The organism is Pseudomonas fungipugnans (assembly GCF_029955235.1).
GTDB classification, from domain to species: domain Bacteria; phylum Pseudomonadota; class Gammaproteobacteria; order Pseudomonadales; family Pseudomonadaceae; genus Aquipseudomonas; species Aquipseudomonas fungipugnans.
Genome location: NZ_JARBWL010000001.1, coordinates 1,042,960 through 1,064,157 on the forward strand (window position 1 = coordinate 1,042,960; position 21,198 = coordinate 1,064,157).

The following is a 21,198-nucleotide window of genomic DNA, read 5'->3' on the forward strand; positions in this document are numbered from 1 at the left end:
TCAAAGGTTGGCCAGCGTCCAGCGAGGGCTCAGGATGACCAGTGCGTCCTCTTCCACGCAGGGCATGGTTTCGGCGACCAGACCACGAGTAACCAGGCCGCGCAACGACAGGCACAGGCCTCCTGCCTGGTCATACACGTCGATATCGGTTTTCGGTCCCAAGGCACTGAAGGCCGGTTGGCGCTGCAGATGAGCCCACAACGTGCCGCGACAGGCCGCATACAACTCGATGCTGTCGACTGCAAAGGGCAGCGCAATTGACGGCTGAGCACCCTCGGTCACCGGCGGTTCGAACAGGGCCAGTGCTTGCAGGACCCCATCGAGTACGCCGGGGTCAATCACATAACGCGGATCGGCATAGGTCTGCGGATCGGCGCTCAAGCCCACCAACACGCTTTGCGGCCTGCTCCCCAGCCAGTTGAGCGTACGCAGCGAAGTGCCGTATTCCAGACCACGTTCACCCAGTCTCCGGTAGAACTCGCTAGTGCTCAGCCCCAGCGGTGGATGGCTGTCACGCAAGCTGTCCAGATCAACCGCACGCAGGTCCTGCACTTCAGGGAAGTCCACGCTGCCCTGGCAATGGAAGGTCCCACCGGTGACCGAGATCGATTGCCCGAGGCTGAATTGCAGGCCCTTCGCGGTGCGATCGAGCACCACCTCCAGACTCAGCGCCTGCTCGCCGCTGATCGGAGCCACCCACGCCAGGTCCCGCAGACGCATCGGCGTCACGGCGTCGACCGGGTGTCCCAGCGCGGCGCTGACCGCGCAACGAATCATTTCCACTTGCGCCGCAGCCGGTAACAGGCGCTGTTGGGCAACGCGGTGATCACTGAATATCGACTCGATACCGCTGAAATGGCTGACATAGCGAACCACTTCCAAGCCGCAACGGTTGTCCTGCAACAACGGGTGTAGTTGCGCGGGTGCCGCCAGTGTCGGCAGCAGCGCGGCAGCTTGCGCCCCTAGGTCGAGCCAGAAGAACTCCCTGGCGAATGGATAGGTTGGCAAGCTCACGCGACGACCCGGACGCTCTGCATAATAGTGCCGCCAGTCCACCTGCAAGCCCTTGACCCACAGTGCCAACAACTTGCCCAGCTTGCCCTTTTCAAACCAGTGATCGATGGTCTGACTCAGGTCTTCATCGTCCTGCAACAGGTTTATCGCCTCGCGGTACTCCTGCACGCAGCCCTGATACAGCTCGCCCCGCTCGACATCACGCCCCTCGACAAATGCCTTCAGGGTTTCGCAGACCGCCTCCTGCGTCGACGCACCAAACGCCAGGCGATACTCCATCGGTTCGCGCCCCACCTGAAGGGTGTAGGCCAGATCCCGCAGATCGACCTGCGCGCCACCGCCTTGCAGGTGGGCCAGCAAACGTTCGGCGCGCTGGTGCAATTGGGTTGCCGATTGTGCCGACAACAGGATCAGTGCCACACCTGGTTCAACAGGAGCCCGCGGTGTTGGCTCTTCGTATTCCTGAATGATCAGATGGGCGTTGGCGCCCCCAGCGCCGAAGGATGAAACACCGGCACTGCGTGCTACCGACTGCACCTGCCCGTCAATCTCCACTGAAGCGCGCTGCCAGTTCTGCACGCTGAGTTGCAGCTTGAATGGCGTGCGCGAGAAATCGATACGCGGGTTGCTGCGTTCGCTGTGCAGGGTCGGTAACAGCGTGGCGTGCTTGAGCTGCAGCAGCACCTTGGTCACGCTGGCGATACCGGCTGCGCTTTCGCAGTGGCCGATATTGCTTTTGACTGAACCCAGGGCACAGAACTGACGCTCCGGACCCGCTCCGGCAAACGCATCGCTGAGACCTTTGATCTCGATCGGATCACCCAACGGCGTGCCGGTCCCGTGGGCCTCGACATAACTGATGTGTCGCGCTGGAATGCCAGAACGACGAAGGGCTTCGCTCACCACCGCTGTCTGCGCTGCCGGATTTGGCACTGTGAAACCACTGGTGCGACCACCAGCGTTCATTGCACTGCCCTTGATCACCCCATAGATATGATCGCCAGCCTCCACTGCCGCCGACAATGGTTTGAGCAGAACCGCACCCACCCCTTCCCCGTCGACGAAACCATCAGCATCGGCACCGAAAGCCCGGCACTGATCACTCTCCGACAACATCCCCATCAGCGACAAGCCCATGTAGTGGGTCGGGTTCATGATCAAGTTGACGCCACCGGCAATCGCGCTGTCGCACGAGCCCGACAGCAGGCTGTCGATTGCCAGATGAATGGCACTCAAGGATGACGAGCACGCCGTATCGACTGCCAGGCTCGGCCCTTTGAAGTCGAACAGATAGGAAACACGATTGGCAATCGACCAGAAACTGGCGCCGTTGACGTAGTCCGCGTTCATCGCCCCGACGAACACCCCGACCCTGTTCCCGCTCGACAGGGTGGCGGGGGTGTAACCGGCCTCTTCGATGCAGGCATAAGCCTGTTCAAGGAACAACCGGGACTGCGGGTCCATACGCTCGGCTTCGGTCGGCGAAATCTGGAAAAACAACGGGTCGAATGCATCGATGTCGCGGATGAACCCGCCCCACTTGCTGTAGTGCTTGCCCCACTTGCCACGCTGCGCATCGAAATGCTGACGCCAGTCCCAGCGTTTTGCCGGAATTTCGCTGATGCAATTGCGCCCCTGGGACAGGTTCTGCCAGAACTCTTCAAGATCGTCTGCCTGCGCATACCGCCCGCTCATGCCGATCACCGCGATGTCACAGGCGCCGTCACGCGGCCCCGAAGCAGCCACCGTCGGCGCAGGTGGCCGTACGGTCAGGGTGACCGGGGCCGGTGGCGCTGGAGCAACAGGTGATGGCGTCGTCTGCACACCCAGCAATGTCTCAAGCTGTGCCCGATGGTTGTCGATGAAATGCATTACCAATGCGCGAATGTTCTGCACTTCAAAAAACAGCGTGTTACTCACCTCGGAAAAGGACTGATTCAACAGCGTGACCAGCCGCACCGAATAGATCGAATCGATGCCATAGCTGTCCAGCGGTTCGTCGATTTGCAGACGCTCGACCGGAATGCGCAACTCCTGCGCAATCAGCCGCTTGAAGTAGACCAGGGCCGCGTCCAGCAAACGCCCTTCGTGGACCGGTGCCGCTTGTGTATTCGTCGTGGCGGCAGATGCCGGGGCCGGGACTGTCAGCGGCGTCTGTTGTCCGGCGACAGACTCACGCAACGACTGGCGAACAATACGACCATGGGGCCCGGACGGCGCGGCCAGCACGGTCAATTGTTCATCGGAAGGAATCAGCGACGGCGGGTTGCGCACCTTGTCGGTGACCTTGAGCAATGCCAACTGATTGAGATCATCACCAAACAGACGATTCAACGCTTCCATGCCGTCCGCCGGCTCGATGGACGCAATGCCGTTGCGCGCCATGAGTTCGCGGTAGTGCGCAGACGCCGCAACCCCGGTATTACCCCAGAAGCCCCAGTTGATGACTTTGACCTGGCTTGGCAACTCCCGCGCCAACTGTTCAGCCAAGGCATTCTGGAACAGACACCCGGCGCTATAGTTGGCCTGACCCGGTGGAGGTGTGAACACCACGGTCGAGGAGAAAAACAGCAGGAACTGAGGGGGCGCCTCTTGCAGTGCGATGCCCAGGTTCAGGCTGCTCTGGACTTTGGCGAAGTACACTCGACGCAAGGTCGCCTCATCCATATTCGCAAGCGTGCTGTCTTCAAGCGACAGCGCTGAATGAATGACCCCATGAATGTCACCGAAGCGCTCGCGAATCTGGCGCAGACACGCTTGCAGTGTCTCCAGGTCGCAGGCATCCGCCTGGTAATAGACCGGCGCCCGTCCTGCCTGGGCATAGGCGTCTATCTGTTGTTGAATACCGGCATCGAGTGCCCGGCGGCCCAGCCATATGACTTGCGCATTGCAGTGCCCGATCGCGTATTCACTCCAGGCCGTGCCCAACCCGCCCGTGCCCCCGATCACCACATAGACACCGTCCTGGCGCAGATAATCGCCGTGTGGCGGCTGCTCGAACTCGGTCTTGAGCCACTGCCTGACGTACCAGAGGCCATTGCGCCGCACCCGTTGCAGCCCCAGCGGATCATGCGGTTGTTGCAGGATATCGCTCAGGGTTGCCACGCTGTCGCGCTCAATATCGACACTGCGCACTCGCCAGCGTGGCGATTCTTTGGCAATGGTGCCGACCAGGCCATGAACCCCGGCCTGAGTGAAGTTGATCGCATGCTCGTCGAAACCGCTGGTCTCGTATTGCACCACGGTCAATTCGAAAGCAGAGCCAGCCACCGGCAACTGCTGCAAGGCCTTGAGCAAGTTGAACAGGAACATCACCCCGCCCTCCTGTGCCTGCAAGACCGCGCCATGATCAAAAGGCGAATGGTTTTGGCTGGGCGCCACCCACATCAGGTGTTCGATATCCCGACCTTCGAGCAAAGCCACCAGTGCGGCGCTGCTGCTGTCGGCACTGACTTGCAGGCAGACCGCGTCCGGTTGACCTTCGACGATTCGCGCCAGGTCCGCCTGTTCGCTCCCCAGGATCAACAGCCGTCGCACGTCGTGCGTTAGCGGACTGGATGCCGGTTGTGCAAGGGTCCATTGCGGCAACAGATAGACCTTCTGCTCGGCATCGGCAGTCATCCGCGTGGGCGCGTCCGTCTCACCAGACTTGAGTCGCAGCGAGCTGTATCCCTTGATAGCAACGCAGACATTGCCCGCGCGGTCGCACAGATCAATGTCGAACCGGGTAACCGTTTCACTCTGTGCCGGTTGACGCCGGACATACGCCCACAAGGTGTTATCGCAGGCGCCATACAGTTCCAGACTGTCGATGGCAAATGGCAGGGCCACCGAAAGATCGGCACTCGCAACGGGCAACATCAGGCCCGCACTGGCCTGCAACGCACCATCGAGCAGCGACGGAGGCAGATCGAACGGCGTGGCCAGCCTCGCTGCCCGGGCCAGCGGTACGTGCAGCTTTGCAATCACATAGTCATCGCTTCCCCACAGCGTCTCGATGCTCTGGAAAGACTCGCCATATTCATAACCGGCCTGGCGGTAACGCTCATACAGGTCGCCGCCCCCCAGATGGCGGCTACAACCGGCGATCAACTGCTCGATGTCATGCTGAATCGAACGTGGCTCGCAATCGGCGACGCTCGCCTGGCAGTACACACGTTCAGGGCTTTGTGCATCGACACAGCGCAGCTGCCAGTCCATCGTCCCGGACTCAGCCTGAACCTCGATGTCCAGTTGCAGTTCAGCCGTGCGCTGCCAGACCGGTTGCAGCCAGGCCACACGGCTCAGGCGCAGTGCAGAGCCGCGGTGTCCCTGACGATGGCTGAGTTTCGCCGCGGCCATGAACATCTCGATGGACGCCGCCGCGGGCAAGAGTTTTTCGCCGTTGATGCGGTGTTCGTCGAGGAAGAACTCATTGCCGTCGAAGCGGCTGCTGAAACGCTGCTGGCCGACGCAGGACGTGTTGCGCTGCACCAGCGGGTGCAAGTGTTGTGTGACCTGATGCGCCGCTCGATTGCCATCGGCAGCCATCGCCGCCTCGACTTCGTCCTCGACCCAATAGCGCTCACGGGCGAACGGGTAAGTCGGCAGGCTGATTTTTTGCGGGTACGGCCGCGAATAAGCCTGACGCCAGTCCACCTCCTGCCCCGCAACCCAGGTCGCGATGACCGCCGGCAGATCGTTCATCGCGACGGTCGATACACTGACCGGTGCCGCTCGCACCGTGCCAATGAGCAGCGCCGCTGTCGCCTGGTCACCTTGCAACCAGGCGTCGAGTCTGGCCCGCAGTTCCTGATGAGAACTCACACACAGCGCCAGACGTTCACTCATCGCTTCGCGCCCGACCTGCAAGGTAAAGGCGATGCGAGACAAGTCCATTGAGGAAAAGGCCGGGGTCGCCAGTGCCGATGCCAGCCGCTGCACGCAAAGGTGCAAGGCGGTCGCGGTTTTTGCTGAAAGCACAATGGCGATCGGCATTGACCGAGCAATAGGTGGCTGCACGGTAGAAGGCACGTATTCCTCGATCAACAGGTGAGCATTAGCCCCGCCTGCACCGAAAGACGAAATGCCCGCCAAACGCGGCCAGGTTTTTTCTACCGCGTGTTCGCTCAGCATTGGACGTTGCCACGGCGTCAGACTGCGTTGCACGTAGAACGGGCTGCTGGCGAAATCGATGTTGGGATTGAGTGTCGCCGAGTGCAGCGACGGGGCCAGTTGCCCGTGCCTCATTTGCATCAATATCTTGCTGATCCCGGCAATCCCGGCCGCACTTTCGCAGTGGCCGATATTGGATTTCACCGAGCCAATGGCGCAGAACGCTGTGTCCTGGGTGTACCGCGCAAACGCGCGGGACAGCCCGGTGATTTCAATCGGGTCGCCCAGTGGCGTGCCCGTCCCGTGGGCTTCGATATAGCTCACCGCACGCGCCGGGACGTTGGCCTGGGCCAATGCCGCCGAGATCAGTTCAGCCTGGGCCACTGGATTGGGCACCGTGTAGCCGTTGGTCTTGCCGCCATGGTTCAGGACCGACGCCTTGATGATGCCGTAGATCTGGTCACCATCGGCAATTGCCTGACGCTTGCGCTTGAGCAACACCGCGCCCACACCTTCGCCGGGCACATAGCCTTCGCCACCTTCACCGAAACTCTCGCAGCGCCCTTTCGCCGAGGCGAAACCACCCTGCCCCAGCATCAGGTATTTGTTGGGATGAATGGACACATTGACGCCACCGGCCAGGGCCATTTCACATTCACCGTCACGAATGCTGCGACAAGCCAGGTGCAAGGTGGTGATGGACGACGAACACATGGTGTCGAGCGCAATGCTCGGACCTTGCAGGTTGAAGATGTAAGACACCCGATTGGCGATCGAGGCAGGATGCCCCGGTACGGCAAAGGGATAACCGCGCTCTGTCGATTGCGCGCCGAACAACTGGTACTCCTGGTACATGACCCCGACGAACACCCCGACACTGCGTCCCTTGCCGCCACCAGGCGCCACCGGAAGGCTGCTGCGGGTGTAGCCGGCGTCCTCCAGCGTCTCGTAGGCGCATTCCAGGAACAGGCGTTCCTGGGGCTCCATGCCAATGGCTTCCCGTGGTGAAATACCGAAGAACAACGGGTCGAACTTGTCGACATCGTCGATGAAACCACCGTGCTTGCAGTACGTCTTGCCGATGGTGTTCCTGGTCGGGTCATAAAACCGCTGGTGATCCCAGCGCTCGGCCGGAATCTCGCGAATCATGTCCTGACCGTTCGCCAGGCATTGCCAGAACTCGTCCATATTGCGCGCACCGGGATAGCGCCCTGCCAGACCAATGATCGCGATCTCCTGATCATCGTCTTCACGGGCGGCCGGAGTCGGTGCCGAAACGTCGTGCACCACCACGGGCGCAGGCACCACGCTGGCAACCGCCGGGGCAGGTGTTTGCGGTGCTTGCTTCAGCAACCCGAGTAAAATCTCTTCATGTTCGGCGATGAAATAGTCCGTGACTTCACCCAACGTCTGGTATTCGAAAAACAACGTTTTGGACAGCCGTCCAAAGGTCTTTTCCAGCTCATCGGTCAGACGAATGATGATGATGGAGTCAATGCCGTACTGCTCCAGTTGTGCCTGCTCCTGGATGTCGTCTTCGCTCAGACGCAGGACCCGCGCGAACTGTTGGCGAAAGTAGGTAAGCGCTGCGGGACGCAAATCCCCGGCGGATGCGGGTGCTGACGCGCCAGAGGCTGGCGATGGCGCGGTGGAAACCGTGCTGCCGGTGGCCAGCGCGCGGGAGGCCAGCCCGTGCAATATCGCCACCGGTTCACCCTCGGCATCAAACAGATCGATGTCGATCAACTGCAACGCTGCTGTGGCCCGCGCATCCGGCTGCGGTCGTAACCAGGCCCAGTGTGGCGGCTCGCACTTGCGCAGCAATTCGAAGTGCGCAAGCGCAAAGGGAACAGTTGCCGGCCCTGCGCCTGATGCCTTCATATTCAGACCAAGAGCCGCTTGCAGGGCCGAGTCGAACACGCCCGGATGAACCAGAAAGTCCCCCTGTGGAGGCTCGGTGGCACCAGGGGTATCGAGTTTGACCAGTACGCCGAAATCCCCCACCCACAACCGTTCCATGCACTGGTGACCGGGACCGTATTGCAGTCCCATGGCCGTCAGTTGCGGATAACAGTCGGCCCCAGTGAACTGGCTGCGCGCCTGCTGTTCAAGTGCCGCACTGTCCAGGCGGCTGATTGTTCGCGAGGGCGCGCAGACCTCGGCCTTGCAGTGCACCACCCATTGGCCATCGGCCGCTTGTGAACGGACCTCAAGCTGTTGCCCGCGCTCTGCCACTGACTGCAGGCGCACCTGGACGTCCATCCCGGTTTCGTTGCCCCACACTGGCTGCAGCCAGACCAGATCGCGCAACTGAAACGGCGCCGCGGGTTGCCCTTCGGCACGCAGCGCACGGCTCAGCAGCTCGATGTACATCATGCCTGGCAGAATCGCCTGGCCATTGAGCCGGTGATCAAGCAGGAAGAACTCTTTACCGCTCAGATGAAAGGTGTGCGTCGATGCCTCTTGAGACGCGGGTTGCGTACTCTGCTCCGGCTGAGCCCAATGCCGTTCACGCTCGAATGGGTAACCCGGCAAGCTGATACGGCGCACCGATTGCCCGGCCCAGAGCCCCGCCCATGGCAGCGTGACGCCCTCGACCCAGGCCGTGGCCAGGGCCTCGTGGGCGGCAGCACGGGATTGCTCGACACTCCACCGTTCACCCTGGGCACGCTCGGCGATCCCGCGCCAGCGCTGTGGATCAGCCGCTTCGGGCGACTGGGCATAGTCCTGAAGCCGGGTAATCAATTGCTCCACGGATGCCGCCAGCAACACTAGACGATGGGGCAAGGCTTCGCGGCCGACCTGAAGCGTGTAGGCGATATCCGACAGCGCAAGATCCGGCCTTGCGAGTACATGCTCAAGCAGTTGCTGCGCCAGCACCGCAAGCGTGTGCGGCTGCAACGCCGAGAGCACGATCAGTTGATCATCACGATCATTCATCAGCAGATTCCTTTGAAAACTCTTCGAAAAGCAGGTGAGCGTTGGTGCCGCCAATACCGAATGAACTGAGTCCGGCCATGCGTGGATTGGCAGAGTCGGTCAGCCAGGGGCCGCTGTTCTCCAGTAGATAGAACGGGCTGTCCTGCAAATCGATGTGGGGATTTTTGTGCGTACAGTGCAGGTTCTTCACCAACGTCTTGTGCTTGAGGCACAACAGCAACTTGATCGCACCGGCGATCCCGGCAGCGGCTTCAAGGTGGCCAATGTTGCTTTTCAAGGCGCCCAGGGCACAGCGAGCCTCGGATGCAGGCTGATAGCCGCCGCGCTGCCAGGCCTCCTTCAGTGCATTGATTTCAATCGGGTCGCCAATCGGCGTGCCCGTGCCGTGGGTCTCGATGTAACTCACCTGGTCCGGGCGCACTCCCACTCGCTGGTACAGCTGGTGCACCAGGTCGGTCTGTGCTTGCGGATTGGGCGCGGTCATCGAATTGGCACGGCCACCGTGGTTCACCGCGCTGCCGCGAATGACGCCATGGATCTGATCGTTATCGGCCAACGCCTGTTTGAGCGTCTTGAGCACCAGCACCCCGGCCCCCTCGCCTCGTACATAGCCATCAGCGGCGGCGGAAAAGGTTTTGCAGCGCCCTTGCGGGCTGAGCATCCGCGCCTTGCCCATGGCCAACGTAATGCGCGGTTCAAGCAGGATATTGACGCCACCGACCAACGCCCAACGACAATCACCACTGCGAATGGCCTTGACCCCTTCGTGAATCGCCACCAGCGAACTGGAGCAGGCTGTGTCGATGGCCACGCTCGGCCCCGTCAGGTCGAGCAGGTAAGACACCCGGTTGGCCAGCATGCTGTGGCCATTGCCAAAATTCGCCAGCGGATCGACCTCGCCGTTGATCATCAATTTCCCGGCGTAGTCCATTGAACTGACCCCGACAAACACACCGACTTCACGCTCGGGCAAAGTACGCGGTGCATAACCGGCGTCTTCCAGGGCATGCCAGGCCGACTCCAGGAACAGCCGATGCTGCGGGTCCATGAACTCGGCTTCCAGCGGTGAAAGGCCGAAAAAACCGGGGGAGAATTTATCGACATCGTTGATGAAACCGCCCCAGCGCAACGCGTCACCCCCCGGCTGGTCGGCATAGTCCTGCCAACGCCAGCGGGCGGCGGGTGTTTCACTGACCAGATCATTGCCGTCATACAGTTGTTGCCAGAAGCGGCTCAGGTCATCGGCGCCGGGAAATACCCCGGCCATCCCGACCACCGCAATGGGCTCATCGAATGCGCTCGAAGTGCGCTCGCTCTCCTGCCCCTTATCCGGGCTGTGCAGCGCCTGGCTGGCAAGCCATTTACGTGGCGTGCCGTGGCGATAGAAATCAGCCGGCGAGCTGTTGACCCCGAATGCCGCGTTCAAGGCATCGGCCAGGCGTACGAAGCGGAACGAATCGAAACCCAGTTGATAGAAGTCCTGGTCAAGACTGAGTTCACTTGCCGGCACCTGAAGGATGTGCGCAACGACTTGCAGCACGCGGGCTTCGTGACCGCTGACCACGCAGGCATCGCCGCTGCCAGGTGCTTGTTGCGACTCATAAGGCAGCAGGCGTGCGTTGGCCTCTGAAAGGCTCAGACGGTCGACTTTGCCACTGGCCAGTCGCGGCAGGCGTGCAAGCTCATAGTAGCGGTTCGGTACCATGTACAACGGTAGCGTTCGACCAAGGTGCTCACGCAGGGTGTGACCATCGAGGGGGGCATTGAGCGTCAAAAATGCCTCCAGCCCCGCGTCTTCGCCGCCCTGTTTGACCAGCGCCTCCACGACACTGGCATGACCACGCAGCGCAGTTTCGATCTCGCCCAGTTCGACTCGCTGTCCTTTGACCTTGACCTGCTGGTCATGACGGCCCGACAGCACTATCTCCCCGTTGGCCAGCCGATACCCCAGGTCGCCGCTGCGAAAGTAGCGCCTGATCCCAGCCCCATCGAGGTCCAGTAGCGCAAAACGCTGGTCGTGTTCGTTACCCTGGCCGATGTAGCCCAGGGCCAGGGCCGCACCGGCGACCAGCAACTGCCCAGTGACACCCGTGGCGCACGGACGGTCCTGCTCGTCGACGATGACCACACGCACATTGTCCAGCTCATGACCGATGTTGATCTGCTCTTCAGCACCTGGCGTGATGCGCTTGAAGGTCGCATCCGCGCTCATTTCGCTGGAACCGTAGACATTGATCAGCGCGGACTGCGGGCAAAGCGCAAAAAACGCCTTGGCCAGATCCGCAGATAGCGGCTCACCGCTGCTCAAGCAATAGCGCAAGCTGCGCAGGGCCGTCGCGGCCACAGGCTCTTGCAGCATCGCCCGCAGCAGCGACGGGATCACCACCATCCGCGTGATCCGATGCTGTTCAACAACCTGGAGAAAAGCCGCGGCGCCCCCTTCGCGTAATCGCCGGTCGGGGAAAATCACCGTCGTTATGCCCTGCAACAGCGGTGCAAACAGCTCCGCCACATGGTCGACAAAATTCAGTGAAGTTTTCTGGCAGCACAGCTCCTGCTCGCCATAGGGAAACGCTTGCCAGCCCCATTGCAGACGATTGAGCGTGCCGCGCTGACTGCCCTTTACGCCTTTCGGACTGCCAGAGGAGCCCGAGGTATAAATCACATAGCAGAAGTCCTGAAATCGCGAACTTGCGACATTACTGACATCTTGCGCGTCGATCTGTGCCCGTCGGGCATCCAGGTCCAGAACGGTCCATTCCAAAGCCCCTTGCAGAGGTTGGTATGCCGCGCCGTGGGTGACCACCAACTGGCAACCACTGTCGGCCACCATGTACGCCAATCGGTTGCCCGGCAGTGTCGGGTCCAGCGCCAGATAGGCCAGGCCCAGTTTCCAGACCGCAAGCACAGCGGTGACAAATTCCGACCCGGGTTCGAGCAACAGACCGACCACCACCTCCTTGTCGTCATGGGCTGGCAACGATTGCCGGATATGACGGGCCAGTTGATTGGCACGCTCATTGAGTTGCTGGTAGTCCAGCGGCTGGTCGTCGCAAATCAGCGCCACCTGATGAGGCGTGAGTGCCACCTGGCGCTCAAACAATGTCGCCAGCGAAGCTTGTCCTGTTGGCTCCACAGTTTGGGGAGCCTGCTGTGACGCGCACAGTTGCGGCATTTCGGCCAGCAGTTCCAGGTACTGCTTTTGCAGGTCCTGCATCAGGGCCAGCGGATAAATAGCCGCGTCGAAATGGCAAAAAAGCGTGCTGCCCTCCTCACCCTCGAAGACCTCGAATGCCAACGGAAAATCGACTTGCTGCTGGATCTGCAACATGGGTTGCAGGTGCCGCCCACTGGCGGCCAGCCGGCGCTGGGTGGAGCGCACCCAGTTCTGGTACATGAACACCGCGTCGTACAGTGGCTGCCCCGGCCGTGCCAGCTCCTGATGCAGGCGTGGGTACGGGTAATGTCCGTGCTCCAGCGCGTCGAGCAGTTCGCTTTGCAAGGTCGGCAACCAGCCTCCCAGTGCATGTTCCTCGGGGACATCGAGCGGCATCACCAGCAAGTTGACGAAGTAGCCCACCAGGTCCTCGAACTGCGTATGTGGGCGTCCGAAAAACGGGGTGGCGACGCGCAGTTGCCCGCTGGCACCCTTACGTCGCAGCAGCAGGCCAAAGGCGGCCAGCATCAGGCTGTAAGTACTCACGTTACGCTCTGCGGCCAACTGTGCCAGCCCTTCGAGGGCTTGGGCCGGCAACGCCACCTTGAGCATTTCAGGTTGGCCTTCTGCGCCGTCGCCGGACTGCTGGCCATGCAGCGTCACAAGCATATGCGGTGCACTGAGGCGCTCGTGCCAGAAGCTGCGGGCGCCGGCGCCTTCTGCACTGAGCAGCCACTGTTTTTGCCACGCGACAAAGGCGCCATAGCTGCTGCGCGGTGACGGTACATCGGCCTCGGTGCCTTGCTCGTAGAACGCCAAAAAGGTGCTCAGGAAGATTGGCAACGAACTGCCGTCGAACACCGCATGATGGAACGTCAGCATCACAACCGTGCTGTCCTGATCCGGCGCCTGGGCAAATACATCGATGCGCAGCAATGCATCGTTCGCCAGGTTGAAAGGTTTTCTGGCGACCTCGCGCATGAACGCTTCCAGCGCCTGGGCATCAGCACCATGGTAGTCATGAACCGTGCATTGCGGATGTGGATGGGCGTTGTTGCGCACCCACAGATTTTCGCCCCGCAACTCAAAACTGGCCGCCAGCAACGGGTGGCGGGAAACGGTTTTTTCGGCGGCCGCGAACAACCGTCGCGCGTCCACCTGGCCGTCCAGCCGGAACGCATAGGGAATGTTGTATCCGGCCTGCTGTGCGAAGTAGCGTTGTTCGGTCCACAAACCCTGTTGCCCGATACTGGGCGGATGTTCGGCCAACACAGCATCAAGAGGCCGCACAGCAACCGCCACCGCGCCTTGGGGAAGGCTACGGGCCAATTCGGCGAAATTGCGACAGTTCAACAACTGCGGCAAACCGGGCCGCACGCCGTACTGCTCGAAAATGCGGTTCTGTAACATGACGGCGGTCAGTGAATCGACGCCGTATTGCGCAACAGGTCGCTGAAAGTCCAGTTCATCGGGCTCCAGTTGCAGCAGGCTTGCCAGCATCAACCGCAGTTGACCTTCAGCGTCCCCCTGCACGACCTCATGGCGGGCCTCCTCTACCACCGTTGGCGCCTCGGCGGGACTTGCTTTCAGCAGGCTCGGCACACTGAAGCCGTCTGCGTGTGCAGGCAGTTTGCAGATGCGCTCATCGAAGACGTAGGCCGGCAGTCGCAGCGCCGGCTGATCGCTCAGGGACGGTTCGATGTCCAGCGCCACCCCGCTGCACCAAAGGCTCGCCAGTCGCGGGTAGTCGCGCTGCTCACGTAGCCCCTGCACAAGAGAGGCTCCGCCAGGGCTCTCCAGCAGCTCGTTCAAGGCAGGCGAACGGCTGCTCTCATCACCGTAATGACAACCCGGCAGATGCGCCGCGTGCCCCGGTTCGCTGGCAATAAATGCACGCAGGCGGCTGATGGCTTCCCGGACATCGCTCACCACCAACGCCAACCGCACCGGCAACGCGGTCTTGCGCCAGAGGGCGGCTGCCAACTGCGCCAGGTCTTGCGTGGCGTGGTTTTCCAGGAACTCCAGCAGCGCTACGACGCTGCGGCGTAACGCGGCGTCCTGCTTGCCACTGATGACCAGCAACTGCGGCTCGTCGACCCGGGTTTGCAGCGTTGTTGCCGCATGGACATATTCCTCAAGGATCGCAAACGCGTTGACGCCACCAAAACCAAAGCTGTTGACCCCGGCGCGGCGCGGGTGTCCGCTGTTCGGTGCCGGCCAGTCGCGCGGCTGCGCGCTGATGCTCAATCGGCTGTGGGCCATCGACAGGTGTTCGCTTGCCGATGTGAAACCGGGCACGCCCGGACGCACGCGGTTGCGCAAGGCCAGTACGGTTTTTATCACCGCAGCGATCCCCGAAGCGATTTCGGCGTGGCCAATCACTGGCTTGAGACTGCTCAAGACGCAATCCGCCGCACCGCCGCCCAGGGTTGACTTCAACGCTTGAATCTCGATGCTGTCGCCGATTTGCGAGGCGATACCGTGGGTCTCGATATAGGACAAGGACGTAGGCTCGACACCGGAACGGTTCAGCGCCTGGCTGATCGCCTCCTTCATGCCCTGAGCGTTGGGGGCGGTCAGCGAAATCCCTTTACCACCATGGGCCACGCCACTGCCTTTGAGTACCGCGTAGATATCGTCCTGGTCGGCAATGGCCTGTTTCAGGGATTTGAGGACCAGAACCCCGACACCTTCGGAGCGGACAAACCCGTCCGCTCCCGCCTGAAACGAACGCGACTTGCCGTCGCTGCTGAGAAAGCCCACGGCACCCAGGTTGATTGCACCAAGGGGCGATAACACCAATTGCACGCCACCAACCAATGCCTGCTCGCATTCGCCATTGACTATCGCCACCAGAGCCCTGTGCAGGGCCACCAGTGAGGATGAACATCCGGTGTCGTAGTGCTCGCTCGGCCCGCGAAGGTTGAACAGGTGAGAAATCCGGTTGGCGACCATCGCCGAGGAAATTGACGACGCCACCAACGGATTGCCCACCGGCAATTGCACGGTGTACGCATACTCGGATGCGCCGACGGCCATGAACACGCCGGTTTTCTTCGCCGCGAAGCGTTTGAGTGCAACACCGGAGTCCTCGATCGCCAGCCAGGAGTGCTTGAGCAGCAAACGCTGCTGCGGGTCCATCAGCGCCGCTTCGTAGGGCGACAGTTCAAAGAACAACGGATCGAAGTGGTAGACATTGTCTATAAAACCGCCCCAGCGCGACTCGGTGCGTGGGTTTGTCCCATCGCTTTTGCCGAAAAACTGGCGCCAGTCCCAGCGGTCCGCCGGAATCTCTTGAGTACAGTCGGTGCCCTGCTCAATGTTGTTCCAGAATGCTGACAGCGAGTTTGCCCCAGGAAACTGGGCGCTCATGCCGACAATGGCAACGTCAAGGTGATGAGGCGTGTGTTCCGGCTTCGGCCCTTGGGCCGGCTGCTGGGGAGCAACCGGTGCGACGACCTCCGGAATCGGCTCGACAACCGCCACGGGAGTGAACGCCGAGGCTGGCAGCAACCCCGCGACATGGGTGGCGAGCAGATTCAGGGTGTTGAATTCGAACAGCACCCCCGCTACCAACTCCACATTGAGTCGCTCATTGATCTGCTGCACCAGCTTGACGCCAATGATGGAGTCCAGGCCGTAATCCCCCAGAGATTCATCGCCATCCATGTCATGTCCTGCAACGCCCAGAGCCTGACTGAAGACCTGCACCAGGTTGCTGAGAACGTACTTGAACGCAGACGATTCTGGCATTTGTACAGCCGCCTGCTGGGCAGCGGCACGCATCACCGCAGGCTGTGGGCTGGCCGTCGGAGCCTGGGTCGCCGTGGACTCGGGCGCCTGCCCCAGTGTCCAGCGGCGCGGCGTTTGCGGGCCAAGACCGAACCCGCTGCTTCGGCCCACGACCACTTGCAGGTCACTGCGTTGCAGTGCAGCACAGGGAAAATCGACGCTATCAAACGCTTGATCCAGCAACACGCTGCGCCAGCTCGCCGCCGACAGGGCCGGACCATAAGGCATGCGCAACTCCGGATCACCGAAGCGCCACCAGCCTTCCAGTAACCCGAACGTGAGGTGGGAGAACAGGGAATTCTCGGTCAGTTCCAGTAACAGGAATTGACCATGGGTCTTCATCAGCGACTGAATGTGACGCACCGAGGTGCGAATGTCCTGGGTCGCATGAATCACGTTGGCACCGATCACCACGTCATAGTGTTCAGGTGTCATGCCTTGGTCTTGTGGTTCCTTCTCGGCGTTGAAAATACGCGTGACCAGGTACGGATGCTCGGCGCGGTAGCGACGTTCGGCACGTTGCAGAAATAGCTGCGACAAATCGGTGAAGCAGTATTCGCCAATGTTCTGGGCAAACGGTTTGAGCGCCGCCAACACGTGTTCGGTGCAACTGCCCGTGCCTGCGCCCACTTCCAGAAGACGAATCCTGGCGTCTGGCTGTCGATCCACAATCGCCTTGATCTGGGCCGCGACCAGCGTACCGACCACCGAGCCGTAATAGTGGACGACTGGATTTTCCTTGTAGATGGACTCCACCAGTGCCATCGAACTGTTGGAGAAAAACACGTCGGTGGCTTTCTTGCGCGAGCCCAGCACATCGGGAATGGCCTGCAATGCGACATCGATAAAACGGCTGACCGATGCCAGGAACGGGTCTTTTTCAAGATCGGCCTTTACTGTCTGCCAGCGCTCCCAACTGCTGTTGACTCGATATTCCAGGGCACTGGAAAGAATGACCTGGTCACCTGAAAGGGTGATTTCCTCACGGTCCTCGAGAATACGCAGGCTCGCGTTGAGCCAGCGCACAAGATAGTGACCGTCATTGAGCGCCGACTGCAGGTGCTGCAATGAATAACGGCCCCTGCGGGTGCCCGACGTCAGGCCTGCTTCGCCGAGAAAGACATCGATTTGTCGCCACATCAACGCACGCAACAACGGTGCGATTTCATCCAGTCGACCGTAGGTAGCTTCAATCAGCCGCTGGGCCTCATCAAGTTCAAGTGTCACCGCCGGTACCCTGTCGCCGGCGCTGGCCTGCTGCTTGGCCTGCAAGCCGAAGCCGCTGAAGTTCAGCTGTTGCAGCTTGGCTTCGTTGGTCAAGCGCAAACTGGCCATGTGTTTGAAGGGTTGCGACAGAAAGGTTTCAAGCTGGGCCATGCCCTCCCCGGCGGGCAAAACACCAAACCCCAGCCGTGCCAGGTGCTGCCGCACCCCATGGGTATCCTCGCGCAGTTGCGCGGTTTCCCAGTGCGGCCAGTAGACGACCTTCGCGCAGCCATCAGTGCGCTGGTTGAGCTGGTCGACCAGCGCACTGATGAAGCTGCCACCGGCTGCGTATGCGCAGCTGTTGGGAGCCAGGTAGAAGCCGTTGATCGATGAGAAAAACAACAGGAAGTCGAGTCGGTCTTCACCGAACACCTGGGCCAGGTTCAGACCAATGGCCACCTTGGTATTGAGCTGGCGCTCGAAGTCCTGCTCCGTTTGCTGGAGCAGGACCTGATTCTCACGGACCATTGCCGAGTGCACGACACCATGAATCTGGGGGAACCGCCGGCGAATGTTGGCGCAGACTTGTTGCAATTGCGCCAGGTCCGTCGCATCGGCCTGAACATACTGCGGCGCAGGCCCCAATGCCGCCAGCTTATCAATACTCGCTTGCAGTTGAGCGTCGGGCGCACTACGACCGATCCATACCAATTGCGCCTGATAATTGCGCAGCAGGTAGGCACTCAAGTCCTGCCCGAGGGCACCGCTGCCGCCCACGACCACGTACACGCCACCTCGGCGATAGGTCGTCCCGGCAGGCGTGGTCGCCCCCATCAGCGTGTCGTCCAACAGGTGCAACGCAGGTCGGAACCAGTCGCCAGCACGGTACGCCCAGGGCCTGCCGCTGCGCTCGAACGGCAATGCGGCAAAGGCCGGGGTCGAGACCACGCCAAGGTCTTCAACGTCGACAATCCGCGCCTGCCAGTGTGGATGCTCCTTGATCACTGTGCCGACCAACCCATGCGCCCCGCTGTGGGTCGCCAGCACCGGGTCCTGGTCGACAATCGCCACACTGCGGCGGGTGACCACCGTGAGCTTGAGCGCTTGGGCCTGATAGCGGCTGCGACCCAGAGCACGCAGCAGGGTCGCACCCCACAAGACACCCCGGCGTTGTTCGGCCTGCATGTTGGCCAATGTACCGACGCGGTCCTCAGGCAGCAGCCAGACCAGCTGTGCAATGTCCGGCTGCTGTTCAAACAGCGCCGCCAGCGCGGCCTCGTTCGGGTAGTGCGCGGGGTTGATGTGCAATACATCCGGTGCACCAGGCCATTCAAGCTCGTCACAGACAATCGCCGTCCTGCCACCGGGCTGCGATTGGCCAACCGGTGAGATTTCGCGGACCCAGCAGACGACCCCTTGCAGGTCATAGCTGGCCGTTTCGGTCGCCGCCATGGGAGTGGACGCTGGAGCGGGCTCGACAGAGTTGTGCAAAGTGTTCGGCATACTGTGCCTTTCGCGGTCAGTGATGAAGGGATAAGTCGGGAGGTGAATGCGCCTTGGCGAACGGCCAGCGGCTGGCCATTGATCAGCCTCGATATGGCCACCCTGGACCCAGTGCCGGGCAAGGCTGTGAATGTCGGTCGCCGGTGGGGCTAGTCCCTCGCGACTGCCCGCTTGACGACCGGCCTGCCCCAGATACAGCCCGTCGGCGGCCTGCCCTTCGACACAACTCGTCAGGGCCCGGCGCAGCTCGTCACGATTGCTCACCACCATGGCGATACGCTGGATCCAGGCCTTGCGGCCCACTTGCAGGGTGTAAGCGAGGTCGGCGAGGTCGAACGCGGGGTCGCCGTGTTGTACAAAGGCCAGCAACTGCTGTGCGGCAATCCGGCGTTTTTCCTCGGTCCTGGCCGACAGCAACACCAGATAAGGGCCCGTGTCCGCAGACTCCGGGCGCCGTGGCAAATCATCGGCACTGCGAAACAATGCATGGGCGTTGGTGCCGCCTACACCAAATGAACTGACGGCCGCATGCCGTGCCTGCCCCTGCTGCGCCGGCCATGGGCGCAAGCGGTCCACCAGGAAGAAGGGGGAATGCTCAAGATCGATCTGCCGGTTCGGCGAGCCGATGTGCAAGGTTGGCGGGATCTGCTGACGGGACAGACTGAGGATGGCTTTGATCGAACCTGCAAGCCCCGCCGCCGTGTCTGTATGGCCGATGTTGCTCTTGACTGAACCCAGACCGCAAAATTGCAAGGCGCCAGCGCCGTTTGCATAGGCGTCGCTAAGCGCCGCGAACTCCACCGGATCGCCCAGTGCAGTGCCGGTGCCGTGGGTCTCGATGTAGCCGACCTCTTGCGGCGCCACCCCCGCCTTGTCCAGCACGCGGCCAATCACGGCTGCCTGCCCCGCGATGCTGGGGGCAAAGAACCCGGCCTTGAGTGCGCCGTCGTTATTGACATGTACTTCCTTGAGTACGGCGTAGGTCGGATCGCCATCGGCCATTGCAAGACTGGCGCGCTTGAGCAACACCATGGCCACGCCTTCACCGCTGACCATGCCGTCTGCCTCGGCATCGAATGCGCGGCATTGGCCGCTACTGGAGAAGTTCAGCCCCGGCTGATGGAGATACCCGGCCATCGACACCGGAAAAACCGTCGCCGCGCCCACCAGCGCGTAATCCGCGGCGCCGCTGCGGATACTCTCCAGGCCTGCCTGCAATGCCACCAGCGACGACGAGCAATTGGTCTGCATGAATACGCTAGGCCCCGACAGACCGAGCTTGTAGGAAATCATGGTCGGGATACTGCCGCCCTGCCCCATCAGCCAGCGGACGTACTCATCGGCGTCTTCGATAAAATACGCCGCGTCTGCCGCGCCCTGCTGGCCGCTCATGCTCTGCCCGGCCGAAATGTACACAGCCGTGCGCGGGTTTTGCTCCGGGATGTAACCGGCATCTTCAAAGGCCCGCCAGGCATGCATCAGCAGGTGTTTGAACGCCGGACTCATGAAGCCGGCATCCCTGGGCGAGAGTCCGAAGAAGGCTGCATCGAACGCATGTTTGTCGTCCAGGATCGCTTTGACCGGGACGAATTGCGGGTTCCTGATAATCGACTCGGGAACGTTCAGTTCACGCAACTGTTCATCGCTCCAGCGAGTGACGCATTCACGTCCCTGGCAGAGGTTGTTCCAGAACGCCTCCAGGTCCGCGCTTTGCGCAAACTGGCAGGACATACCGATGACTGCAGCGGCGCCATCCAGTGCGCTGGGCAAGTGCTCAACGGTTTGCGTCGGTGTTGCCTCAACCGTGTCCGACGTACTATCGCTGACCGAAACCGGTGCCAATTGATTCAGTGCCGTCCCCAGAAATCTCACGGTCGGATACTGAAACAGCAGCGTCACCGCCACCTTGTGCTGCAACTGTTCACTCAACAACTGCGCGACCTGCACCGCACTGACCGAATCACCGCCAAAATCAAAGAAGCCGGTATCGTCATCTTCCACGGGATAACCGAGTACCTGCTGCCACGCCTGCCGGACCAGCTCCAGCATCTTCGACTGACCCGAGCGTGGTGCTGCCTGGGCAACGCGGTCCGTATTCGGCAACACGCGAGCCATCAGCGCCTTGCGATCGATCTTGCCATTGGCGGTCAGGGGTAACGTCTGCTCACAGACAAAGCGATGCGGCATCATGTACCCCGCCAGACGCTTGCCCAGTTCTGCCTTGACCGTTGCGATCAGCTTTCGGTGCTCGGCAGCAGCGCAGTCGGTTTGCAGGTAAGCCACCAGCACCCCGGCTTGTTCACTCGCCTTGTGCAGCACAACGACTGCCGACTGCACCGGGCACTGCGTGACGATGCAGGTCTCGATTTCCTCGACATCGACCCGATGGCCACGCACCTTGATTTGCAGGTCCAGGCGGCCCAGGCAGCGAATGTCACCGTCTTCCAGGCGCAGTACGCTGTCACCGGTGAGAAACATTCGCTGTCCCGGAC

The 21,198-nt window shown here is 61.3% G+C and carries 2 protein-coding genes (1 of these 2 only partly in view); both read right to left on the reverse strand.

The features are described 5' to 3' along the window. Positions 1-9,048, reverse strand: coding sequence for an SDR family NAD(P)-dependent oxidoreductase (locus tag POF45_RS04235; protein WP_282315162.1), 9,048 nt, complete (start codon positions 9,046-9,048; stop codon positions 1-3). Beyond that, positions 9,041-21,198: the 3' portion of a non-ribosomal peptide synthetase gene (locus tag POF45_RS04240; protein WP_282315163.1), read on the reverse strand. 2,575 nt of this gene lie beyond the right edge of the window; only the last 12,158 of its 14,733 coding nucleotides appear in the window; the start codon falls outside the window, past its right edge; its stop codon occupies positions 9,041-9,043. The genes POF45_RS04235 and POF45_RS04240 overlap by 8 nt, the downstream gene beginning before the upstream one ends.